Here is an 18,319-nt window from a genome sequence, read left to right on the forward strand (position 1 = left end):
CTTAGGTGCATAGTTGTGATTTGCTTTCACTTATGTGCATAAAAAACCGTCCTGGTAGTTTACCGGGACGGTTAATTTTTTAGAAGCATAGGAATACGCTGAGGGCATTAGCGCATTACTACGAACGGGGCTTGTGGAATATCAGTACTCGTCTTCGTTAAAGAAGAAGTCGTCCTGCGACGGGTAATCAGACCAGATATCCTCGATCCCTTCGTAAATTTCTCCCTCATCCTCCAGTTCCTGTAAGTTTTCGATAACTTCGATGGGTGCACCGGAACGGATGGCGTAATCTATGAGTTCGTCTTTTGTAGCAGGCCATGGAGCATCCTCCAGGTACGAAGCTAATTCTAGAGTCCAGTACATCGTATATAAATTTTTACTTTTCCGAATTTTCGCAAAAGTATTATTTAATTTGAAATAAACAACTATTACTATTTTAACGGCCTAATTACTTTGTTCGGATATGCTTACTGCCCGCAATGTTACCAAAAATTATTCCAATCTGCAGGTCCTTCAGGGAGTTGATATTTCTGTCAGTAAAGGTGAAATCGTGACCATTGTTGGGTCCTCCGGGGCGGGTAAAAGTACCTTGCTGCACATACTGGGAACGCTGGATAGCCCTACCAACGGGGAGATCTTTATCAATAACGTGCAAACCAGCGACTTAAAAGGTACCCGGCTGGCAGACTTCCGTAACCGCCACATCGGCTTCATTTTTCAGTTCCATCACCTTTTACCTGAGTTCACGGCACTCGAGAATGTTTGCATTCCCGGATATATTGCCGGTACCCGTAAAAGCGCTGTGAAAGAGCGGGCGGCCTTTTTGCTGGACACCCTGGGGCTCAAAGACCGTCTGGAACACCGTCCGAAAGAACTTTCCGGGGGAGAGCAGCAAAGAGTGGCTGTAGCCAGGGCGCTGATCAATAATCCGGATGTGATCATGGCAGATGAGCCTACCGGTAACCTGGATTCTCACAATGCAAGGGAATTACACCAGCTTTTCCTGCAACTCCGCGACCAGTTTGAGCAAACCTTCATTATCGTTACCCATAATGAAGAACTGGCGACCATGAGTGATCGCCAGTTAGTCATGAAAGACGGGAAAATAGTCAGTTAATTCCTATTTTCCGAGGCAAACTGCCAAACTGTCCCTCCAATAAGGTATCTCCAACCCAAAGGCTGCTTTTATTTTTGCTTTATTAAGAACGCTGTAAGCAGGGCGTTTTGCTGCGGTGGGGTATTGGTCTGAGGTCACAGCTTTGATCTCGCATTTGGAGCCCGTAAGGGCCTTAATGGCCACTGCAAAATCATACCAGCTGGCAACACCTTCGTTACTATAGTGATATATGCCGCCGGTGATCCCGTCCGGATGTTGCAGAATGGTTAAAATAGCTGCAGCCAGGTCTGGAGCATAAGTAGGCGTACCCGTTTGATCGAATACCACGTTCAGGCTTTCTTTTTCCTGCATGAGTTGCTGCATGCGCAGCGCAAAGTTCACCCCTGTGCGGGAATAGAGCCAGGAAGTACGTATCACCACTGCATTGGGATGATAGCCCAGTACAGCAGCTTCCCCGCGAAGTTTGGACGCGCCATAGATCCCATGGGGAGAGGCATCATCTGTTTCCTGGTAGGGGCGGTTGGCATTACCGTCAAAAACATAATCCGTAGAAACATGAATAAGGGTAGCATTATGCCCTGCACAAGCTTCCGCAAGGATCAGGGGAGCCTGGAAATTCAGCAGAAAGGCTGCTTCTTCATCCTGCTCTGCTTTATCAACAGCAGTGTAGGCAGCACAGTTGATCACCGCATCTATCGTTTGCTGACCAAAGAAATCGTTAACAGCAGCAGCATCGGTAATATCCAGCTCCTCCCTGTCTGTATACAAAAAAGAAAGATCAGGATACTGAGCGGCGATGGATTGCAGCGCCTGACCTAATTGGCCTTTGGCGCCTGTTACCAGGATGTTTTTCATGAATTCAGAATTATGACTTATAAACAAAATTGTGCTTGCAGTCCGCTAAAACCGGCAACACCAGGTCTTTTTCAGAAACAAGGGCTTCCGTTAACGGAATACCCCAGTCGATCTGTAAGGCAGGATCATTGTAAATGATTCCGCCCTCGCTGGCTTTATGATAAAAGTTATCACATTTGTACATTACCTCTGCGGTAGGGCTCAGTACGGAATATCCATGCGCAAAACCCTTGGGCACCAGCAGCTGGCGTTTGTTTTCAGCAGATAGCTCAATCGTATATACCTTGCCGTAGGCAGGGGATCCGGTACGCAGGTCTACCACCACATCCAGTATGGTACCTTCCAGTGCACGGATCAGTTTGGTCTGCGCATGCGGCTCCTGTTGAAAATGCAGGCCACGCAGCACGCCATAAGTAGAACGGGCCTGGTTGTCCTGCACAAATACAATCTCCACACCTTCTTCCCGGAAAGTATTAGCATTATAGCTTTCAAAAAAATATCCCCGGCTGTCCCCATGAACTTTGGGTTCATAGATCAGCAGATCAGGAATTCCTGTTTCAATAAAAGGCATTATCTCTTTAGGTATTGCGTTTCGTAAAATTGTTGATAAGCGCCGCTGGTAACATGTTGCAGCCATTCTTCGTTAGCCAGGTACCAGTCTACTGTTTTCTCCAGCCCTTCTTCAAATTGCAGGCTGGGAGCCCATCCTAATTCTTTGTTCAGCTTTGTAGCATCAATGGCATAACGGAGATCGTGACCGGCACGGTCTTTCACATAAGTGATCAATTGTGCGGAAGTACCGGCAGGCCGGCCCAGTTTGCGATCCATTACTTCGCATAAAAGCATGATAAGGTCTATGTTCTTCCATTCATTAAAACCGCCGATGTTGTATGTTTCACCGATGCGTCCATTATGAAAGATGGTATCAATTGCCCGGGCATGATCTTCCACGAAAAGCCAATCGCGAACGTTTTCACCTTTACCATACACCGGTACAGGTTTATTGTTCCTGATATTATGAATGGCTAAGGGGATCAGCTTTTCAGGGAAGTGATGAGAACCGTAGTTGTTGGAACAGTTGCTCAATACCACCGGTAGCTTATATGTATGATAGTATGCTTTTACAAAATGGTCCGAACTGGCTTTGGAAGCAGAGTAGGGCGAACGGGGATCGTAAGCGGTTTCTTCAGTAAAGAAACCTTCTTCACCCAGGGAGCCGAATACTTCATCTGTAGACACATGGTAGAAACGTTTGTTTTCCAGATCGTTCTGCCAGTATTTTCTGCATGCATTCAGCAATACCGCTGTTCCCAGCACATTGGTTTTAATAAAGGCCAGGGGATCGAGGATAGAGCGGTCAACATGACTTTCAGCAGCCAGGTGGATCACACCATCAAATGCATATTTTTCGAAAAGCGCATTCACGGTATTTTCATCCGTGATGTCTACCTTTTCAAAACGGTAATTGGGGAGGTCTTTAACGTCCTTCAGGTTCTCGAGGTTACCTGCATAGGTGAGACTATCACCGTTAACAATGGTGTATTCGGGGTATTTATTAACAAAGAGCCTGACAACATGTGAGCCGATAAAGCCGGCCCCACCTGTAATAAGAAGTGTTCTTTTCATAATTCAATGTATGGAGGAAAATAAAAAATGAAAAGTTAAAAACAGATCAGCGCTTGCAGCATGACCATACTAATAACTTTTCATTATAAACTCTATTTACCTAAAGCCTGTTTAAAGTATTCGTAGGTGATCTTCAAACCTTCCTTCCTGTCTACTTTCGGTTCCCAGCCAAGGATCGCTTTTGCCTTGGTGATATCTGGTTTCCGTTGTTTGGGATCATCTGTTGGTAACGGACGGTAAACGATCTTCTGATTAGTGCCTGTAAGTTCTACGATCTCCTGTGCAAATTGCAGCAGTGTGATCTCTACGGGATTACCGATGTTCACCGGCAGGTGATAGTCACTCAGCAGCAGGCGGTAAATGCCTTCCACGAGGTCATCCACATAACAGAAAGAACGTGTTTGAGAGCCATCGCCAAACAAAGTGAGGTCCTGACCGGTAAGTGCCTGGCTCATAAAAGCAGGTAATGCACGTCCGTCATCCAGTCGCATACGGGGGCCGTAAGTATTGAATATACGGATGATACGGGTATCTACACCATGGAAATTATGGTATGCCATTGTCATGGACTCCATAAAACGTTTGGCTTCATCGTATACACCACGAGGTCCGATAGGATTCACATTACCCCAGTATTCTTCCGGTTGTGGATGTACAGCAGGATCGCCATATACCTCAGAGGTGGAAGCTACCAGGATGCGTGCTTTCTTATCTTTGGCCAGGCCTAACAGGTTATGCGTACCCAGGGAGCTTACTTTCAGCGTCTGGATGGGCATTTTCAGGTAATCTATCGGGCTGGCAGGAGAAGCAAAATGCAGGATATAATCCAGATCCCCGGCAACATGCACAAACTTCGTTACATCATGATGATAGTATTCGAAATTCTTCAGGGGAAAAAGATGTTCAATATTTTTGATATTCCCGGTGAGGAGGTTATCCATGCCGATCACGTGATACCCTTCTTTGATGAAACGATCACAGAGATGGGAACCAAGGAATCCGGCAGCACCGGTGATCAATACTCTTTTAGTAGTCATGTTCAGCAAGGGATTTAAGATTTGGCAGGCAAACGGCCTACGCTTTCATAATGGAAACCAAGCTCCTGCATGTGCGCAACATCAAACAGGTTCCGGCCATCAAAGATAACTTTATGTTTCAGGGTAGTGCCGATCTTGTCAAAATCAGGCGTGCGGAACACGCTCCATTCTGTTGCAATGATCAGTGCATCTGCATTTTCGAGTGTAGCGTACTGGTTTTCCGCATATACAACCTTATCGCCGATCACGCCTTTTACGTTAGGCATGGCTTCCGGGTCAAATACAGATATAGTAGCACCTGCATTCACCAATGCATCGATGATATATAAAGCCGGAGCTTCACGTATATCATCCGTATTGGGTTTGAAGGCCAGGCCCCAGAGTGCAAAGTGTTTACCTTTGAGATTGTTGTTGAAGTGCGCGGTGACCTTTGGCAGGAGGAATAATTTTTGTTTCTCATTCACATCCATTACAGCATCCAGTATCCGGAAGGAATAATTCACTTCCTGTGAAGATTTTACCAGCGCCTGTACATCTTTTGGAAAGCAACTGCCACCATATCCGATACCCGGGAAGAGGAAACGTTTACCAATACGGTCGTCACTGCCAATACCTCTGCGTACCATATCTACGTCCGCTCCCAGCTTTTCGCAAAGGATGGCGATCTCGTTCATGAAAGATATTTTGGTAGCCAGGAAAGAGTTCGCTGCATATTTGGTAAGCTCTGCAGACTTCTCATCCATATAAATGATAGGGTTACCCTGACGCACAAAAGGTGCATAGAGATCTCCCATTACTTTACGGGCTTTTTCTGATTGTGTTCCGATCACCACGCGGTCGGGCTTCATGAAGTCTTCCACAGCCACGCCTTCCCGGAGGAATTCTGGATTGGATACCACATCAAATTCCACCTTTGCGTTTTTGGCGATAGCGGCATGTACTTTATCCGCTGTGCCTACAGGTACTGTACTCTTGTCTACGATCACTTTGTAATCCTTCAGCATAGGGCCTAATTTCTCCGAAACGCCAAGGATATAGGAAAGGTCTGCTGAACCATCTTCTCCCGGAGGAGTTGGCAGGGCCAGGAAGATCACTTTTGCTTCACTGATCCCTTTTTCAAGATCAGTTGTAAAATTAAGGCGCCCTTCTTTGAGGTTCCTTTCAAATAATTTTTCGAGACCTGGCTCGTAGATCGTTATCTGGCCAGCGGAGAGTTTGTTTACTTTATTAACATCAATGTCAACACAAGTAACTTGGTTGCCAGTTTCGGCAAAACAGGTACCGGTAACGAGTCCAACGTATCCGGTCCCAACAACGGTAATCTTCATGTGGGGCTTAGTTTAAAAAAGATTTAACTGAATCTATGATGTGCGTTAATTGATCCTCGTCCATCTCTGTGTGAATGGGTAGGGATATTACTTTTCCGGTTAAACTATCTGTAACAGGCAGTGACAGCTTAGGATCAACCATACTCTCGAACATTTTCTGGCGGTGTGCCGGTACAGGATAGTAGATCATGGCTGGCACCTGTTTTTCCTGCAGGTAAGCCTGAAGTTTATTCCGGTCTGCCCCATTAAGTTGCATAGTATATTGATGGAACACATGTAATTGATTGGTGGCCTGGAAAGGCGTTACGATCTGCGGTATAGTGGCAAAGCCTGTGTCATAGGCAGTTGCTACTGCACGGCGGGCAGCTATGTACTCGTCCAGCAACTGTAGTTTGATACGGAGTACTACTGCCTGAATTGTATCCAGGCGGCTGTTTACGCCAACTTCATCATGATAATACCGTTGAGACTGGCCATGGTTGGCAATCATCCTGATCTTTGCTGCCAGTGCATCATCGTCTGTAAAGAGCGCGCCGCCATCTCCGTAACATCCCAGGTTTTTGGAAGGGAAGAAGGAGGTGCAGCCGATATGGCCAAAGGTACCCACTTTCTTTGTGGTACCATCTTTCATCGTATAGTGGCTGCCGATAGCCTGGGCATTATCTTCGATCACATAAAGATTATGCCTGCGGGCAATTTCCATGATCGGTTCAATTGCTGCGCTATGGCCATACAGGTGAACCGGTACAATTGCTTTCGTTTTAGGGGTGATGGCCTTTTCAATTGCCGCAGGATCAATGCAATAGGTCTGCGGATCAATATCTACGAAAACCGGCTTCAGGCGTAACAGGGCAATCACTTCAGCGGTGGCAATAAAAGTAAAGGAAGGGGTGATCACTTCATCTCCTGGTTCCAGTCCAAGGGCCATCATGGCTATTTGAAGTGCATCTGTGCCATTGGCGCAGGGGATCACATGTTTGCTGCCCAGGTATTGACCCAGTTCCTGGGAAAACTGTTGTACGGGCGCGCCATTTATAAAGGCAGCACTTTCCAGCACATCCTGAATGGCTGCGTCAACCTGCGGCTTAATCTTACTATACTGGCGTTTGAGATCCACCATCTGAATAGGAACCATGTAGGATATCTTTTTTTGAGTCCGCAAATTTACAAATTTTGGGATAGGCAGGAGGACTATCTTTGTGAGATATTCGAATTATTGAGTTAAGTATCAATTCTGTGGGTTTATCGATTCTCTTTTACAATACTGGTATACGTCTTTACAGGTTTTCCCTCGGGCTGGCCGCAAAGTTAGGTGGTAATAAGAAAGCACAGCTATGGTTAGCCGGGCGGGAAAGTATGTGGCCTGAGCTGGAAGCCGCCATGAAAGGGGATGTACCTGTTGTTTGGATACATGCCGCCTCATTGGGAGAGTTCGAACAGGGAAGGCCCGTACTGGAGGAATTACGCCAGCAGTACCCAGGTCATCGCATCCTGCTCAGCTTTTTTTCCCCTTCTGGTTACGAGGTAAGAAAAGCCTATAAAGGAGCCGATTACGTATGTTATTTGCCGTTAGATACCCCGGAAAATGCCCGGCGTTTCCTTTCCACAGTACAACCCAGGCTGGCTATCTTCATAAAATATGAGTTCTGGTACCATTATTTATCTGGTTTAAAAGCCAGGAATGTGCCCGTTTTGCTGATTTCCGGCATTTTCAGGAGAAAACAGATCTTTTTTAAATGGTATGGAGGTTTGTTCAGGAAGCTTTTGAAGGGAATGGACCAGCTCTTTGTGCAGAATGAAGTATCCCTCACCCTTTTGCATAACATTGGTATCCGGCAGGTTATACTGGCCGGAGATACCCGGTTCGACAGGGTATGGGCTTTGCGGGAGAATCCCGTGGTACTTCCTGAAATAGAGCGTTTTATCAATGTGCCTAAGGTAATGGTGGCGGGTAGTACCTGGGAGGAAGATGAAAAATTACTGGCTGAATGGTGGTATGGAGGAGCACAGGATATCCGTCAGATGATCCTGGCACCGCATGAGATCACGGAGGCCCGCCTTAAAGGAATAGAACAATTGTTCCCGGATGCCATCCGTTATTCTGCTTTTGTGAATGGGGAAGTGCCTAAAGGCAAAGTGCTGATCATAGATAATGTTGGCATGTTGTCTGCCTTATACCGCTACAGCCGCGTGTCTTATGTAGGCGGAGGATTCGGGAAAGCAGGTATTCATAATATCCTGGAGCCTGCTACCTATGCCAAACCTGTGATCATCGGGCCTGTTTACCAGCAATTTGATGAAGCAGTTTCGCTGGTGCAATTGAGAGGTGCTATTGTAGTGGCTAACCTGAACGACCTGAACAGGGCTATTGAAGCTTTGAATGATCCCTATTACCATCAGCAGATCACAGAAATAGCGAGCCGCTTCGTGGAAGAGCATCAGGGGGCTACCAATAAGATCATGCATTTTATTCAGGAAAAACGTTTCCTCACAAGAGAGTAGAACTGGCTCACCAGTTCGTCTGTTTCATTCCAACCCAGTTTGATCTTCAGTTCTCTTTCTATCCAATATTCAGCTTCCTGAAGGGAAGTGCTTTCATTGATAGTTTTAATGGAACGTTCATACATGGTTTTATCACCCCGGAAGAGCTCCTGGATGAATTGGAATTTATCATTGATGCCGATAGCATTCTTAAGATCATTCACACCCATTCCACTTAATTTTTCACCCACTTCCACCGTATGGCTGGAGCGCAGTGAATCATTCAGGGAAGTGCTGTGTTTGCCGATCAGCTCATTCAACTCCTTGCGGATGCCATTATTGTTTTCCGTATTGGCAGGGCGCTGCGGAGGAGAAGGAGGTTGTTGTGGCGGCGGTGGCGGATCAAACAGCGTGGCTGTTACTGGTCTCTCTTCCGGCCGTTTTACAGGTACACGATCAGGTGCATAACCATTGGATTGCAATACCACTTCAGCTGGAGGAGGAGGAATTTGTACAGGCGGCGGAGGTGTTATGGTGGCTGCTACAGGAGCAGGTGCCGGAGCCTGGACAGGCACAGATGCGGCTACATGACCATTATTCCCCTTTAACTCCTGTTGCTTTTGCTTATTGCGTTGATGTAATATCTCCGCCTGAAGCAACTGAGTGTAGTAGGATATGGTTTGCAGACCAGCATTGGAATTTTTCAATTCCTGTAATTTGTCAATTAATGCACTTATCTTTTCCATGCCTTAACTGTTAACGCCATCTGGTAGAAATTATTATAATTGCACTAAGTTAAACTTTTTTTGACAACCTAATAATCTAATAATCAAAATACTAGAATATGTTTATTGAACCTTCTCTTACGGGAGGCCGAAGAGGGTGGATCGAAGTGATATGTGGATCAATGTTTTCCGGTAAAACAGAAGAGTTGATACGCAGGATGAAACGTGCCCGGATCGCTAATCTCTCTCTGGAAATTTTCAAGCCGGCAATGGATACCCGGTACGATGAAATGAACATTGTTTCCCATGATGAATCAAAGATCTTATCTACGCCTGTGGATAGTTCCCAACAGATCCTGCTTTTAGGGCAGGGGATGGACGTAGTGGGGATTGACGAAGCGCAGTTCTTTGATGCAGAGCTGCCCAACGTATGTGATCAGCTGGCCCTCAGCGGTATCCGTGTGATCGTTGCAGGCCTTGATATGAACTTCCAGGGAGAGCCGTTTGGCCCTATTCCCAACCTTTTAGCCAAAGCGGATTATATCACCAAGCTGCATGCCATCTGCGTGGTATGCGGCAACATTGCTACCTTCTCCTATCGGAAAAGCACCAGTACACATACGATATTACTGGGGGAGAAAGATTTATACGAACCCCGGTGCCGGCATTGTTTTTATAATAAATAGATTAATTAGTCCTGCACCTTCACTTTAAAGGTGAACTTCTTTTGTGTGAAGTAGCTGAAACAAACCACCAGGATGGTAGTGAGGATCTTTGCAATGGTAGGGTAGAAGTGGCATACCTCCACAAAGAATTTTATGAATACCAGGTTGAACAGGAAGCAGATAGCTACCAGCAAAAAGTAACGAACCAGCTGTACCCTGCCTCTGAGATTGGATTCTGAGAATACAATGTATTTATTCAACAGGAAGCCGGTAGGGAAAGTGATCACAAAAGCCATGAGAAAGGCAGCAATATGCGCACTGATGGTGAAAAATGGTAAATGTACCATTTCCTTGTGCAGGATAAAGTTGAAGCTGATGAAATACAGCAGGATGTCCATAGCCGTATTTCCACCCCCGCAAACGATGTAACGGAAAGTTTGAAAAGGCATCACCTTTGCAAAAGGTTGATAGAAAAATGCCAGAATATCCAGGATCAATTGCTTCATAAAACGCCGCAAAACTACGAATCAAATGCTAATAAAGCATAATGCAGGTGGATTTTAACATTCATTTGATAGCATGCGGCTATCGTAAAGTCCTGCGCTGTTTCCATTGAGACGTTTCTCCATTGGCTGTAACAGGCGCTGCCTGTGAAGGTTTTACTGTAGATATCCACAATTGCGAAGCCAGGATGGCTGCGGCTTTGGCGGCATCATCATCTTGCTGTTCCAGCGCTGCTGCTGTGAAATATTTACCAATGAAATTCGTGTCGAAATTACCGGCAATAAAAGGAACTTGCTGTAATGCCCATTTGCCGAAAGGAAGTGTTGTTTTAATTCCCGTCACCTGGTACTCGTCTATTGCCCGCAGCAAACGTTCCCTTGCTTCTTCGCGGTTTGCGCCCCAGGCAATCAGTTTAGCGATCATGGGATCATAATAGATAGGAATATCCATGCCCTGTTCATACCCGTCATCCACTCTAACACCATATCCCTGCGGGCGGATATAGGTTTCCAGTTTGCCGGTATCCGGTAAGAAATTATTGGCAGGGTCTTCTGCACAGATGCGCAGTTCAATAGCATGCCCGTTGATCTGTAATTCTTCCTGTGTAAAAGGGAGTTTACCTCCATCGGCGATCCTGATCTGTTCTTTCACAAGATCAAGCCCTGTGATCATTTCTGTTACAGGATGTTCTACCTGCAGGCGGGTATTCATTTCAAGGAAGTAAAAGTTCAACTGCTCATCCACCAGGAATTCCACTGTGCCTGCTCCATAATAATTACAGGCGCGGGCAACATCCACTGCGCATTTGCCCATCGCAGAACGGATAGCAGGGGTCAGGCATGAAGATGGGGCTTCTTCAATCAGTTTCTGATGGCGCCGCTGAATGGAACATTCTCTTTCAAAGAGGTACACACAATTGCCATGTTTATCTCCCAGCACCTGTATTTCTATATGACGTGGTGCACCTACATATTTCTCTATAAAAACCGCATCGTCTCCAAAAGCATTCAGGGCTTCACTTTTAGCAAGACGGATCTGCTCTTCCAGCTCACTTTCCTGCTGCACAACCCGCATACCCTTTCCTCCGCCGCCGGCAGAAGCTTTAATGAGAATGGGGAACCCGGTTTTCTTCACTACTTCTTTTGCTTCTTCCACACTCCGGAGAGGTGTTTCCGTGCCTGGTACCATGGGTACCCCAAAACTTTGCGCGGCTTGTTTAGCGGCCAGTTTACTACCCATCACTTCAATGGAAGCAGCAGAAGGACCTATGAAGATGAGGCCCGCCTCAGTTACTTTCTGCGCAAACTTCGCGTTCTCACTCAGGAAGCCATATCCCGGATGAATAGCGTCCGCACCTGTTTGCTGCGCAACTGCAATGATCTTGTCGCCCAGTAAATAGCTTTGGCTGGAAGGGGCCGGCCCTATACAAACAGCTTCGTCCGCATATTGCACAAAAGGCATGGTACGGTCTGCTTCCGAAAAAACAGCTACCGTGGCTATACCCATTTCCCTGGCTGAACGCATTACCCGCAGGGCTATTTCCCCACGGTTGGCTACTACAATCTTTTTCATCCGGTTGTTTTTGAATAAGGGGCTAAAGTTAATGGATTTAGAATTGTGATGCGGGGCAGCCGGTTTTATTATCTTTGCCCCCGTGAAAAGTCCTCTTTCCCAGATCATCGCCCTCGTAAAAAAAGACCTGCTGCTGGAATGGCGTCAGCGGCATGCGCTGTTTGGCATCCTGCTCTATGTGTTCTCCACCGTTTTTGTGATCAACCTCATGGTGAAGGAACCGGAAGATACCATCTGGAATGCCATGTTCTGGGTGGTGCAGCTTTTTGTTTGTGTGAATGCGGTGGCTAAAAGCTTTCTCCAGGAGAACAAAGGCCGTTTATTGTATTTCTATTCGTTGGTTCATCCCCGTTACTTTATTGCTGCAAAACTGATCTATAACGTTCTGCTGATGATCTTGTTCAGCGGGGTTTCCCTGCTCTGCTGCATCCTCTTCCTCGGTAACCCGCTCATTCACCCATTGTATTTCCTGGGGGTGGTATTGCTGGGCGGGATCAGTTTGTCCCTTCTTTTTACCATGCTGGCAGCCATTGCCGCACAGGCCAGCCAGAATGCAGCGCTCATGGCCATCATGGGTTTTCCCCTGGTAATGCCCATCCTGATGCTGTTAACCGGTATTTCGCAGAGTGCTTTTGCTCCTGTAGTACAACCCGGCCTGCCGGGCATGTTTGCTTTACTGGCAGGAATGGATGTACTGGTCATTGCCCTGGCACTGATCTTATTTCCTTATCTCTGGAAGGAATAATCCATACGTTTTTTAACAAAAACCTCCCTATGGTAAAGGTTTTTTAAGGATTTGCAGGGCTTTTGCAGGTTCATTAAAATACGTAAATAGCTTTGCCGTTACCTTTAAAACGTGTAGGTTTGCCCCCACATATTGTATTAGAACAATGGCAAAGCATTGGTGGAAAATCTTGAGTGTAGTGATCCTACTATACGTAATCATAGGTGGTTTTATGGTAAAAGTACCGGTGATCGGTAATAATCAGCAGGCTGCCCGGAGCATCTTCTTTCACTTACCTATGTGGATGAGCATGTATACTCTCTTCACCATTTCTGTGGTGAATTCCGTCTGGTACCTCGCTACAAATGATCTTCGCCGGGATGTCCGTGCTTCCAGTGCCGGCAGTGTTGGGGTACTGTTTGGCGTGATGGGCTTTTTTACCGGCATGCTGTGGGCCACTTATACCTGGGGCGGCACGCTCGTGAATGATCCCAAACAAATGACCACTGCCATCGCGCTGACCATCTACATGGCTTACCTCGTATTGCGGCTGTCTTTTACAGATCTGGATAAAAGAGCACGCGTTTCCGCTATCTTCAACGTATTTGCATTCGCTTTACTGATTCCGCTCACTTATATTATTCCCCGGATGGTGGAATCCCTCCATCCAGGTAGCGCCAGCAGCCCGGGCTTCAGTTCCCAGGATACTGCCGGCACCATCAAAATGGTACTCTGGCCTGCATTCATCGGATGGACCTTACTGGGCATCTGGATCTACACCCTGCGGGCACGTTATAAAAGATTAGTATTAAAAAATATTCTCCATGGCTAAAAAGCTTAGCTATCTGCTTCTTTGCATGATATTATCATTCACCACTGCCATTGCGCAAACGGTGGATCAACAAGACACGGAAACCGGTCCCATAAATGAGTTCTTCCGCAGTGATAACAAAATTTACGTGGCAGTGGGCATCCTGGTTATCATATTCACCTGTATCATCGTATACCTTGTAAGGCTGGACCGTAGGATCGGCAAGCTGGAAAAAGAATAACATATCAATTATCAGTTAGGAACCCTGCATCGTACAACACCAAAACAATATACATAAAACCGTTTTTTATGGCTAAAGCTAAAGCGCTGGCGCAAGAACAGCATTATAACTTTTTCCACAGCGTGGAACAAAGTTTCGACAAGGCTGCGCAGTTCACCAAATGGGAAAAGGGGATACTGGAGCAGATCAAAGCCTGTAATGCTGTGTATCGTATTAAATTCCCTGTGAGAGTGGGAAATAGTATTGACGTAATTGAAGCTTACAGGGTACAACACTCGCATCACAAACTGCCCTGTAAAGGAGGTATCCGTTTCAGTGATGAAGTGAACCAGGATGAAGTAATGGCCCTCGCCGCCCTGATGACCTACAAATGTGCTATCGTGAACGTTCCTTTTGGCGGTGCCAAAGGAGGTATCAAGATCAATCCCCGCAACTATACCCCTTTTCAGCTGGAAAACATTACCCGCCGTTACACTGCTGAACTGGTAAAAAAGAACTTTATAGGCCCCGGCATTGACGTACCTGCTCCTGACTACGGAACAGGCGAACGCGAAATGAGCTGGATCCTGGATACATACATGAGCCTTCGCCCCGGAGAGATTGACGGTTATGGTTGTGTAACCGGTAAACCTGTTTCCCAGGGTGGCGTTCGCGGCCGTACGGAAGCTACCGGCCTTGGTGTATTTTATGGTCTTCGTGAATTATGTAATGTAAAAGAGGACATGAAACGCCTTGGACTGGAACCCGGCATTGAAGGTAAAAAAGTTGTAGTGCAGGGGATGGGTAATGTGGGATACCACGCTGCCAAATATTTCCATGAAGCAGGTGCCAAAGTGATCTGCCTGATAGAATGGGATGGCGCCATCTTCAATCCTAAGGGACTGAACCCGGATGCAGTATTGAAACATCGTAAAGAAACAGGTTCTATCGTTGGTTTCCCCGATGCTAAAAGCCTGAAGAAAAACACAGATGGATTAGAACTGGAATGCGATATCCTCATTCCCGCAGCACTGGAGAATGTGATCCACGCCGGCAATGCGCCAAAGATCAAAGCTAAGATCATCGGCGAAGCTGCTAACGGCCCCCTCACTCCTGAAGCAGATGAGATCCTCGCTAAAAAAGGGGTGATCGTTGTACCGGATATGTTCCTCAACGCAGGAGGTGTTACCGTTTCTTACTTTGAGTGGCTGAAAAACCTGAGCCATGTTCGTTATGGCCGTTTGGGTAAGCGCTTCGATGAGAACATGAACATTCACATCCTGGGGCAGATAGAAGAACTGACCGGTAAAAAGGTATCAGAAAAAGAAAGGAAATTCATTGCACATGGTGCAGATGAAGTAGACCTGGTATATTCCGGCCTGGAAGAAACCATGCACACTGCTTTGCATGAAGTACGTGAGAAATTTATGGAACATAAAAAGATCAGGGACATGCGTTCCGCAGCTTATGTATGTGCTATCGATAAAGTAGGCGCAGCATATGAGCAGCTGGGTATTTTCCCATAAGGATCATAAGGATATTTTCGGTGGGGCCGGCCTTTTGGGTCGGCCCCATTTTTTTATGCAGGAGGCGTAGCCACATCCGGATATTTCGGCAACGCATTTTCGAACACCCAATTCCCAGCTTCTGCATTCAGTCTGCAGCACCAGGTATTACTGCCATTGGTGATCACCAGGTAAGGTACAGGCAATGCCATATTGTATCTTACGATCTGTTCCAGCACAGGCATACCCAATGGAACACCCATCTCCTTACATTCCACAATCATCCAGGGAACAGCTTCCCGGCTGTAAATAACAATATCACAGCGTTTACGCAATTCCCCCAGGTGCATTTCCTTTTCTATGCTCATGAGTGCGCCGGGATACTCCAGGCTTTTCACGAGGTAGTTCAGGAAATTCTGACGTACCCATTCTTCAGGGGTTAGTACCACATATTTTTTTCGGAAAGGGTCAAAGATCATTTCTTGCCCGTTGGTAGCCTGAATGCGAAAATCCGGGGGAGGGAACTGGATGTTGATCATGTTGTAAAACTAGGGAATCGTGGCTGTTTCGGGAAAAAACATTACATTCATTTGTCAAAAAAAGCTATGAAGACGAAAGAAGAAATAGTAGCTAATTGGCTTCCCCGTTATACAGGAGAGAAGCTGGAGAACTTCGGCTCTCATATCCTCCTGACTAACTTTTCCAATTATGTGTCGATGTTTGCCAAGGAGCACAACGCGAAGGTTGTTGGAGTGGACAGGCCCATGCAATGTTGTACGGCGGGAGATATCTCTATTATAAATTTCGGAATGGGAAGTCCGGGAGCAGCCACTGTGATGGACCTGCTGAGTGCTATCTCTCCCAAAGCCGTATTGTTCCTAGGTAAATGCGGGGGCTTGAAAAAGAAGAACAGTATTGGCGACCTGATCCTGCCTATTGCGGCCATCCGGGGAGAAGGTACCTCTAATGATTATTTTCCACCGGAAGTACCTGCTTTGCCAGCCTTTGCTTTGCAGAAGGCCATCTCTACCACCATCAGGGAACTGGGTTGCGATTACTGGACAGGCACCTGTTACAGTACCAACCGCCGGGTATGGGAACATGATGCTGAATTCAAGAAATACCTGGAAAAGATCCGTGCTATGGCCATAGACATGGAAACCGCCACCATCTTTTCAGTAGGTTTTTATAATAAGATCCCTACCGGAGCATTACTGCTCGTTTCTGATTCACCCATGGTACCTGAAGGTGTGAAAACAGAGGAAAGCGATAAGAAAGTGACCTCCGAATTTGTAGAAAGGCATTTAAGAGTGGGAATTGATTCCCTGCAAAACCTGATCAATAATCACCAGACCGTTAAACACCTCCTCTTTTGAGTGCAGCACCGCTAGTATCGCTCCAGGATCTTACAGTGACCTTTAATACCGTTACTGCTGTTAAAGGTATTTCCCTGGATATTCAGCCAGGAGAAATTGTAGGGATCGTTGGAGAGTCCGGCTCCGGGAAATCTGTTACGGCGCTCAGCCTGATGAGATTGGTTGAGGCAACCTCCCTGAGTGGAAAGATCATTTACACCGCGCCAGAAAAGGCTCCTGTTGACCTGTTAAGTCTGAGCCCTGCACAGATGCGTAGTTTCAGGGGCAGCGAAATAGCCATGATCTTCCAGGAACCCATGACTTCCCTGAACCCATTGCATACCTGCGGAAACCAGGTAGCCGAAGCTATTTCCCTGCACAAAAAAATACCCGGAAAGCAAGCCCGCCAACAGGTGCTCAGCCTGTTTGAAAAAGTACGGATCCCCGATCCGGACCTGGCTTTTGATAAATATCCCCATGAATTGTCCGGCGGCCAGAAACAAAGAGTGATGATAGCCATGGCCATCAGCTGTGGCCCCCGTTTGCTGATAGCAGACGAACCCACCACCGCTTTGGACGTAACCGTACAGAAAACCATCCTGGCCCTGCTGAAAGAACTCCAGCAGGAAATGGGCATGAGCGTAGTTTTTATCACACATGATCTGGGAGTGATCGCTGAGATCGCTTCCCGCGTAGCTGTAATGTATAAAGGGAAGATCGTAGAGGAAGGCCCTGTGGCTGAGATCTTCCATCATCCTCAGCATCCCTACACCAAAGGTTTACTGGCCTGCCGTCCGCCATTGGAAAAACGGCTCCGCCGTTTGCCCGTAGTGCGGGACTTTATGGAAATAGATGCAGATGGCGGCCTTAAGGAAAAAGCTGCGGACGTTAGTGCTTTTGTGCAGGCCCTGGAACTTCCGGAAACAGAAATGCTGGCCAGGGAACAAATGCTGGCAACAAGGCCACCCTTATTGAAAGTGGAAGGCCTGAGCACCTGGTTCCCCAAAAAGCGGAGCTTCCTGGGAAAAGTGGGCGGGTGGACAAAAGCTGTGGATAATGTAAGCTTTGAAGTGCGGGAAGGAGAAACACTCGGACTGGTAGGAGAATCCGGTTGCGGGAAAACAACATTGAGCAGAACGCTTCTCCGGCTGATAGAACCAACCGGCGGAAGCATTTATTATAAAGGCAGGGACCTGAGGAGTTTGTCTCCCCGGGAAATGTGCGATATGCGGAAGCACATCCAGCTGATCTTCCAGGATCCCTATTCCTCCTTAAATCCGCGGATCACGGTAGGCCGGGCCATCCAGGAACCCATGAAAGTGCATGGTTTGTATGGGAATGATGCCGCCCGGAAGGAAAAAGTACTGGAACTACTGGAAAAGGTGAACCTGCTGCCGGAGCATTACGACCGTTACCCACATGAGTTTTCCGGAGGGCAACGCCAGCGGATAGTGATTGCCCGGGCATTAGCGCTTAATCCTGAATTTATTATCTGTGACGAATCCGTTTCCGCACTGGACGTGAGTGTTCAGGCCCAGGTGCTCAATCTGCTGATGCAATTACAGCAGGAATTCAATTTCACCTATATATTTATCTCCCATAACCTTTCTGTGGTACACTTTATGAGTGACAGGATGATGGTGATGAATAAGGGGAAAATTGAGGAAATGGGGCAAGCAAGGCAGGTATATCATCATCCGGCCTCGGAATATACCCGCCATTTAATAGCGGCTATTCCCGGCAAATAGCAATATATTTGAAACAATGCGTTATATTCAGTACCTTTGCACACTT

At 46.8% G+C, this 18,319-nt stretch carries 20 protein-coding genes; 9 read left to right on the forward strand and 11 right to left on the reverse strand.

Annotation, left to right across the window (positions count from 1 at the left end; all coding sequences use genetic code 11):
* Positions 1 to 141: 141 nt before the first annotated feature.
* A complete protein-coding gene (locus AAHN97_RS00905; protein WP_012794455.1) occupies positions 142 to 363 on the reverse strand; it encodes a DUF2795 domain-containing protein in 222 nt (73 codons plus the stop codon).
* 100 nt (positions 364 to 463) lie between these two features.
* On the opposite strand from AAHN97_RS00905, the gene AAHN97_RS00910 reads away from it, so the two are divergent.
* Positions 464 to 1,117 carry an ABC transporter ATP-binding protein gene (locus AAHN97_RS00910; RefSeq protein WP_343305706.1) on the forward strand — a complete coding sequence of 218 codons (654 nt, stop codon included), beginning with the start codon at positions 464 to 466 and terminating at the stop codon, positions 1,115 to 1,117.
* A gap of 3 nt (positions 1,118 to 1,120) precedes the next feature.
* On the opposite strand, the gene rfbD is transcribed toward AAHN97_RS00910, so the two are convergent.
* The 6 genes from rfbD to AAHN97_RS00940 form a co-directional block, all read right to left on the reverse strand.
* On the reverse strand, positions 1,121 to 1,972 hold the full coding sequence (rfbD, locus tag AAHN97_RS00915) for a dTDP-4-dehydrorhamnose reductase (RefSeq protein ID WP_343305707.1): 852 nt from the start codon (positions 1,970 to 1,972) through the stop codon (positions 1,121 to 1,123).
* A 10-nt stretch (positions 1,973 to 1,982) separates the two neighbouring features.
* On the reverse strand, positions 1,983 to 2,543 hold the full coding sequence (gene rfbC / locus AAHN97_RS00920; protein WP_343305708.1) for a dTDP-4-dehydrorhamnose 3,5-epimerase: 561 nt from the start codon (positions 2,541 to 2,543) through the stop codon (positions 1,983 to 1,985).
* The gene (gene rfbB, locus AAHN97_RS00925; RefSeq protein ID WP_343305709.1) at positions 2,543 to 3,598 is read right to left on the reverse strand and encodes a dTDP-glucose 4,6-dehydratase; all 1,056 of its coding nucleotides are present in this window, start codon (positions 3,596 to 3,598) and stop codon (positions 2,543 to 2,545) included. The genes rfbC and rfbB overlap by 1 nt, the downstream gene beginning before the upstream one ends.
* Before the next feature lie 92 nt (positions 3,599 to 3,690).
* Positions 3,691 to 4,635, reverse strand: coding sequence for a UDP-glucuronic acid decarboxylase family protein (locus AAHN97_RS00930; RefSeq protein ID WP_343305710.1), 945 nt, complete (start codon positions 4,633 to 4,635; stop codon positions 3,691 to 3,693).
* 14 nt (positions 4,636 to 4,649) lie between these two features.
* Entirely contained in the window at positions 4,650 to 5,963 is a 1,314-nt protein-coding gene (locus AAHN97_RS00935) for a UDP-glucose dehydrogenase family protein (RefSeq protein ID WP_343305711.1), read from the reverse strand.
* Between the two features lie 7 nt (positions 5,964 to 5,970).
* Entirely contained in the window at positions 5,971 to 7,098 is a 1,128-nt protein-coding gene (locus tag AAHN97_RS00940; RefSeq protein WP_343305712.1) for a DegT/DnrJ/EryC1/StrS family aminotransferase, read from the reverse strand.
* Positions 7,099 to 7,199: 101 nt separating this feature from the next.
* Between AAHN97_RS00940 and AAHN97_RS00945 the strand changes: the two genes are divergently transcribed.
* Complete coding sequence (locus AAHN97_RS00945; RefSeq protein ID WP_343305713.1) at positions 7,200 to 8,465, forward strand: 3-deoxy-D-manno-octulosonic acid transferase; 1,266 nt, start codon at positions 7,200 to 7,202, stop codon at positions 8,463 to 8,465.
* On the opposite strand, the gene AAHN97_RS00950 is transcribed toward AAHN97_RS00945, so the two are convergent.
* Positions 8,435 to 9,190 carry a hypothetical protein gene (locus AAHN97_RS00950; protein WP_343305714.1) on the reverse strand — a complete coding sequence of 252 codons (756 nt, stop codon included), beginning with the start codon at positions 9,188 to 9,190 and terminating at the stop codon, positions 8,435 to 8,437. The two genes, AAHN97_RS00945 and AAHN97_RS00950, sit on opposite strands and share 31 nt — an antisense overlap.
* A 98-nt stretch (positions 9,191 to 9,288) precedes the next feature.
* On the opposite strand from AAHN97_RS00950, the gene AAHN97_RS00955 reads away from it, so the two are divergent.
* Positions 9,289 to 9,855 (forward strand): thymidine kinase, encoded by a 567-nt coding sequence (locus tag AAHN97_RS00955; RefSeq protein ID WP_343305715.1) that lies wholly within the window; start codon positions 9,289 to 9,291, stop codon positions 9,853 to 9,855.
* 5 nt (positions 9,856 to 9,860) lie between these two features.
* On the opposite strand, the gene AAHN97_RS00960 is transcribed toward AAHN97_RS00955, so the two are convergent.
* Together AAHN97_RS00960 and accC are read right to left on the reverse strand one after the other, a co-directional pair.
* Positions 9,861 to 10,340, reverse strand: coding sequence for a GtrA family protein (locus AAHN97_RS00960; protein WP_343305716.1), 480 nt, complete (start codon positions 10,338 to 10,340; stop codon positions 9,861 to 9,863).
* Positions 10,341 to 10,419: 79 nt separating this feature from the next.
* The gene (accC, locus tag AAHN97_RS00965) at positions 10,420 to 11,910 is read right to left on the reverse strand and encodes an acetyl-CoA carboxylase biotin carboxylase subunit (RefSeq protein WP_343305717.1); all 1,491 of its coding nucleotides are present in this window, start codon (positions 11,908 to 11,910) and stop codon (positions 10,420 to 10,422) included.
* 82 nt (positions 11,911 to 11,992) lie between these two features.
* Between accC and AAHN97_RS00970 the strand changes: the two genes are divergently transcribed.
* The 4 genes from AAHN97_RS00970 to AAHN97_RS00985 all read left to right on the forward strand — a co-directional run bounded on the left by AAHN97_RS00970 (position 11,993) and on the right by AAHN97_RS00985 (position 15,191).
* Positions 11,993 to 12,655 carry a heme exporter protein CcmB gene (locus AAHN97_RS00970; RefSeq protein ID WP_343305718.1) on the forward strand — a complete coding sequence of 221 codons (663 nt, stop codon included), beginning with the start codon at positions 11,993 to 11,995 and terminating at the stop codon, positions 12,653 to 12,655.
* A 178-nt stretch (positions 12,656 to 12,833) separates the two neighbouring features.
* On the forward strand, positions 12,834 to 13,466 hold the full coding sequence (gene ccsA / locus AAHN97_RS00975; RefSeq protein ID WP_343305719.1) for a cytochrome c biogenesis protein CcsA: 633 nt from the start codon (positions 12,834 to 12,836) through the stop codon (positions 13,464 to 13,466).
* Positions 13,459 to 13,686, forward strand: coding sequence for a CcmD family protein (locus tag AAHN97_RS00980; protein ID WP_343305720.1), 228 nt, complete (start codon positions 13,459 to 13,461; stop codon positions 13,684 to 13,686). Before ccsA ends, AAHN97_RS00980 begins: the two co-directional genes overlap by 8 nt.
* A 68-nt stretch (positions 13,687 to 13,754) precedes the next feature.
* The gene (locus tag AAHN97_RS00985; protein ID WP_343305721.1) at positions 13,755 to 15,191 is read left to right on the forward strand and encodes a Glu/Leu/Phe/Val family dehydrogenase; all 1,437 of its coding nucleotides are present in this window, start codon (positions 13,755 to 13,757) and stop codon (positions 15,189 to 15,191) included.
* A 53-nt stretch (positions 15,192 to 15,244) separates the two neighbouring features.
* Here AAHN97_RS00985 and AAHN97_RS00990 read toward each other — a convergent pair whose 3' ends face one another.
* Entirely contained in the window at positions 15,245 to 15,709 is a 465-nt protein-coding gene (locus tag AAHN97_RS00990; protein ID WP_343305722.1) for a type I restriction enzyme HsdR N-terminal domain-containing protein, read from the reverse strand.
* A 66-nt stretch (positions 15,710 to 15,775) separates the two neighbouring features.
* Between AAHN97_RS00990 and AAHN97_RS00995 the strand changes: the two genes are divergently transcribed.
* Positions 15,776 to 16,546, forward strand: coding sequence for an AMP nucleosidase (locus tag AAHN97_RS00995; protein WP_343305723.1), 771 nt, complete (start codon positions 15,776 to 15,778; stop codon positions 16,544 to 16,546).
* Positions 16,543 to 18,273 carry an ABC transporter ATP-binding protein gene (locus AAHN97_RS01000; protein WP_343305724.1) on the forward strand — a complete coding sequence of 577 codons (1,731 nt, stop codon included), beginning with the start codon at positions 16,543 to 16,545 and terminating at the stop codon, positions 18,271 to 18,273. The genes AAHN97_RS00995 and AAHN97_RS01000 overlap by 4 nt, the downstream gene beginning before the upstream one ends.
* The last annotated feature ends 46 nt before the right edge of the window (positions 18,274 to 18,319 follow it).

The sequence above is a fragment of the Chitinophaga niabensis genome (assembly GCF_039545795.1).
Taxonomy (GTDB): Bacteria; Bacteroidota; Bacteroidia; order Chitinophagales; family Chitinophagaceae; genus Chitinophaga; species Chitinophaga niabensis_B.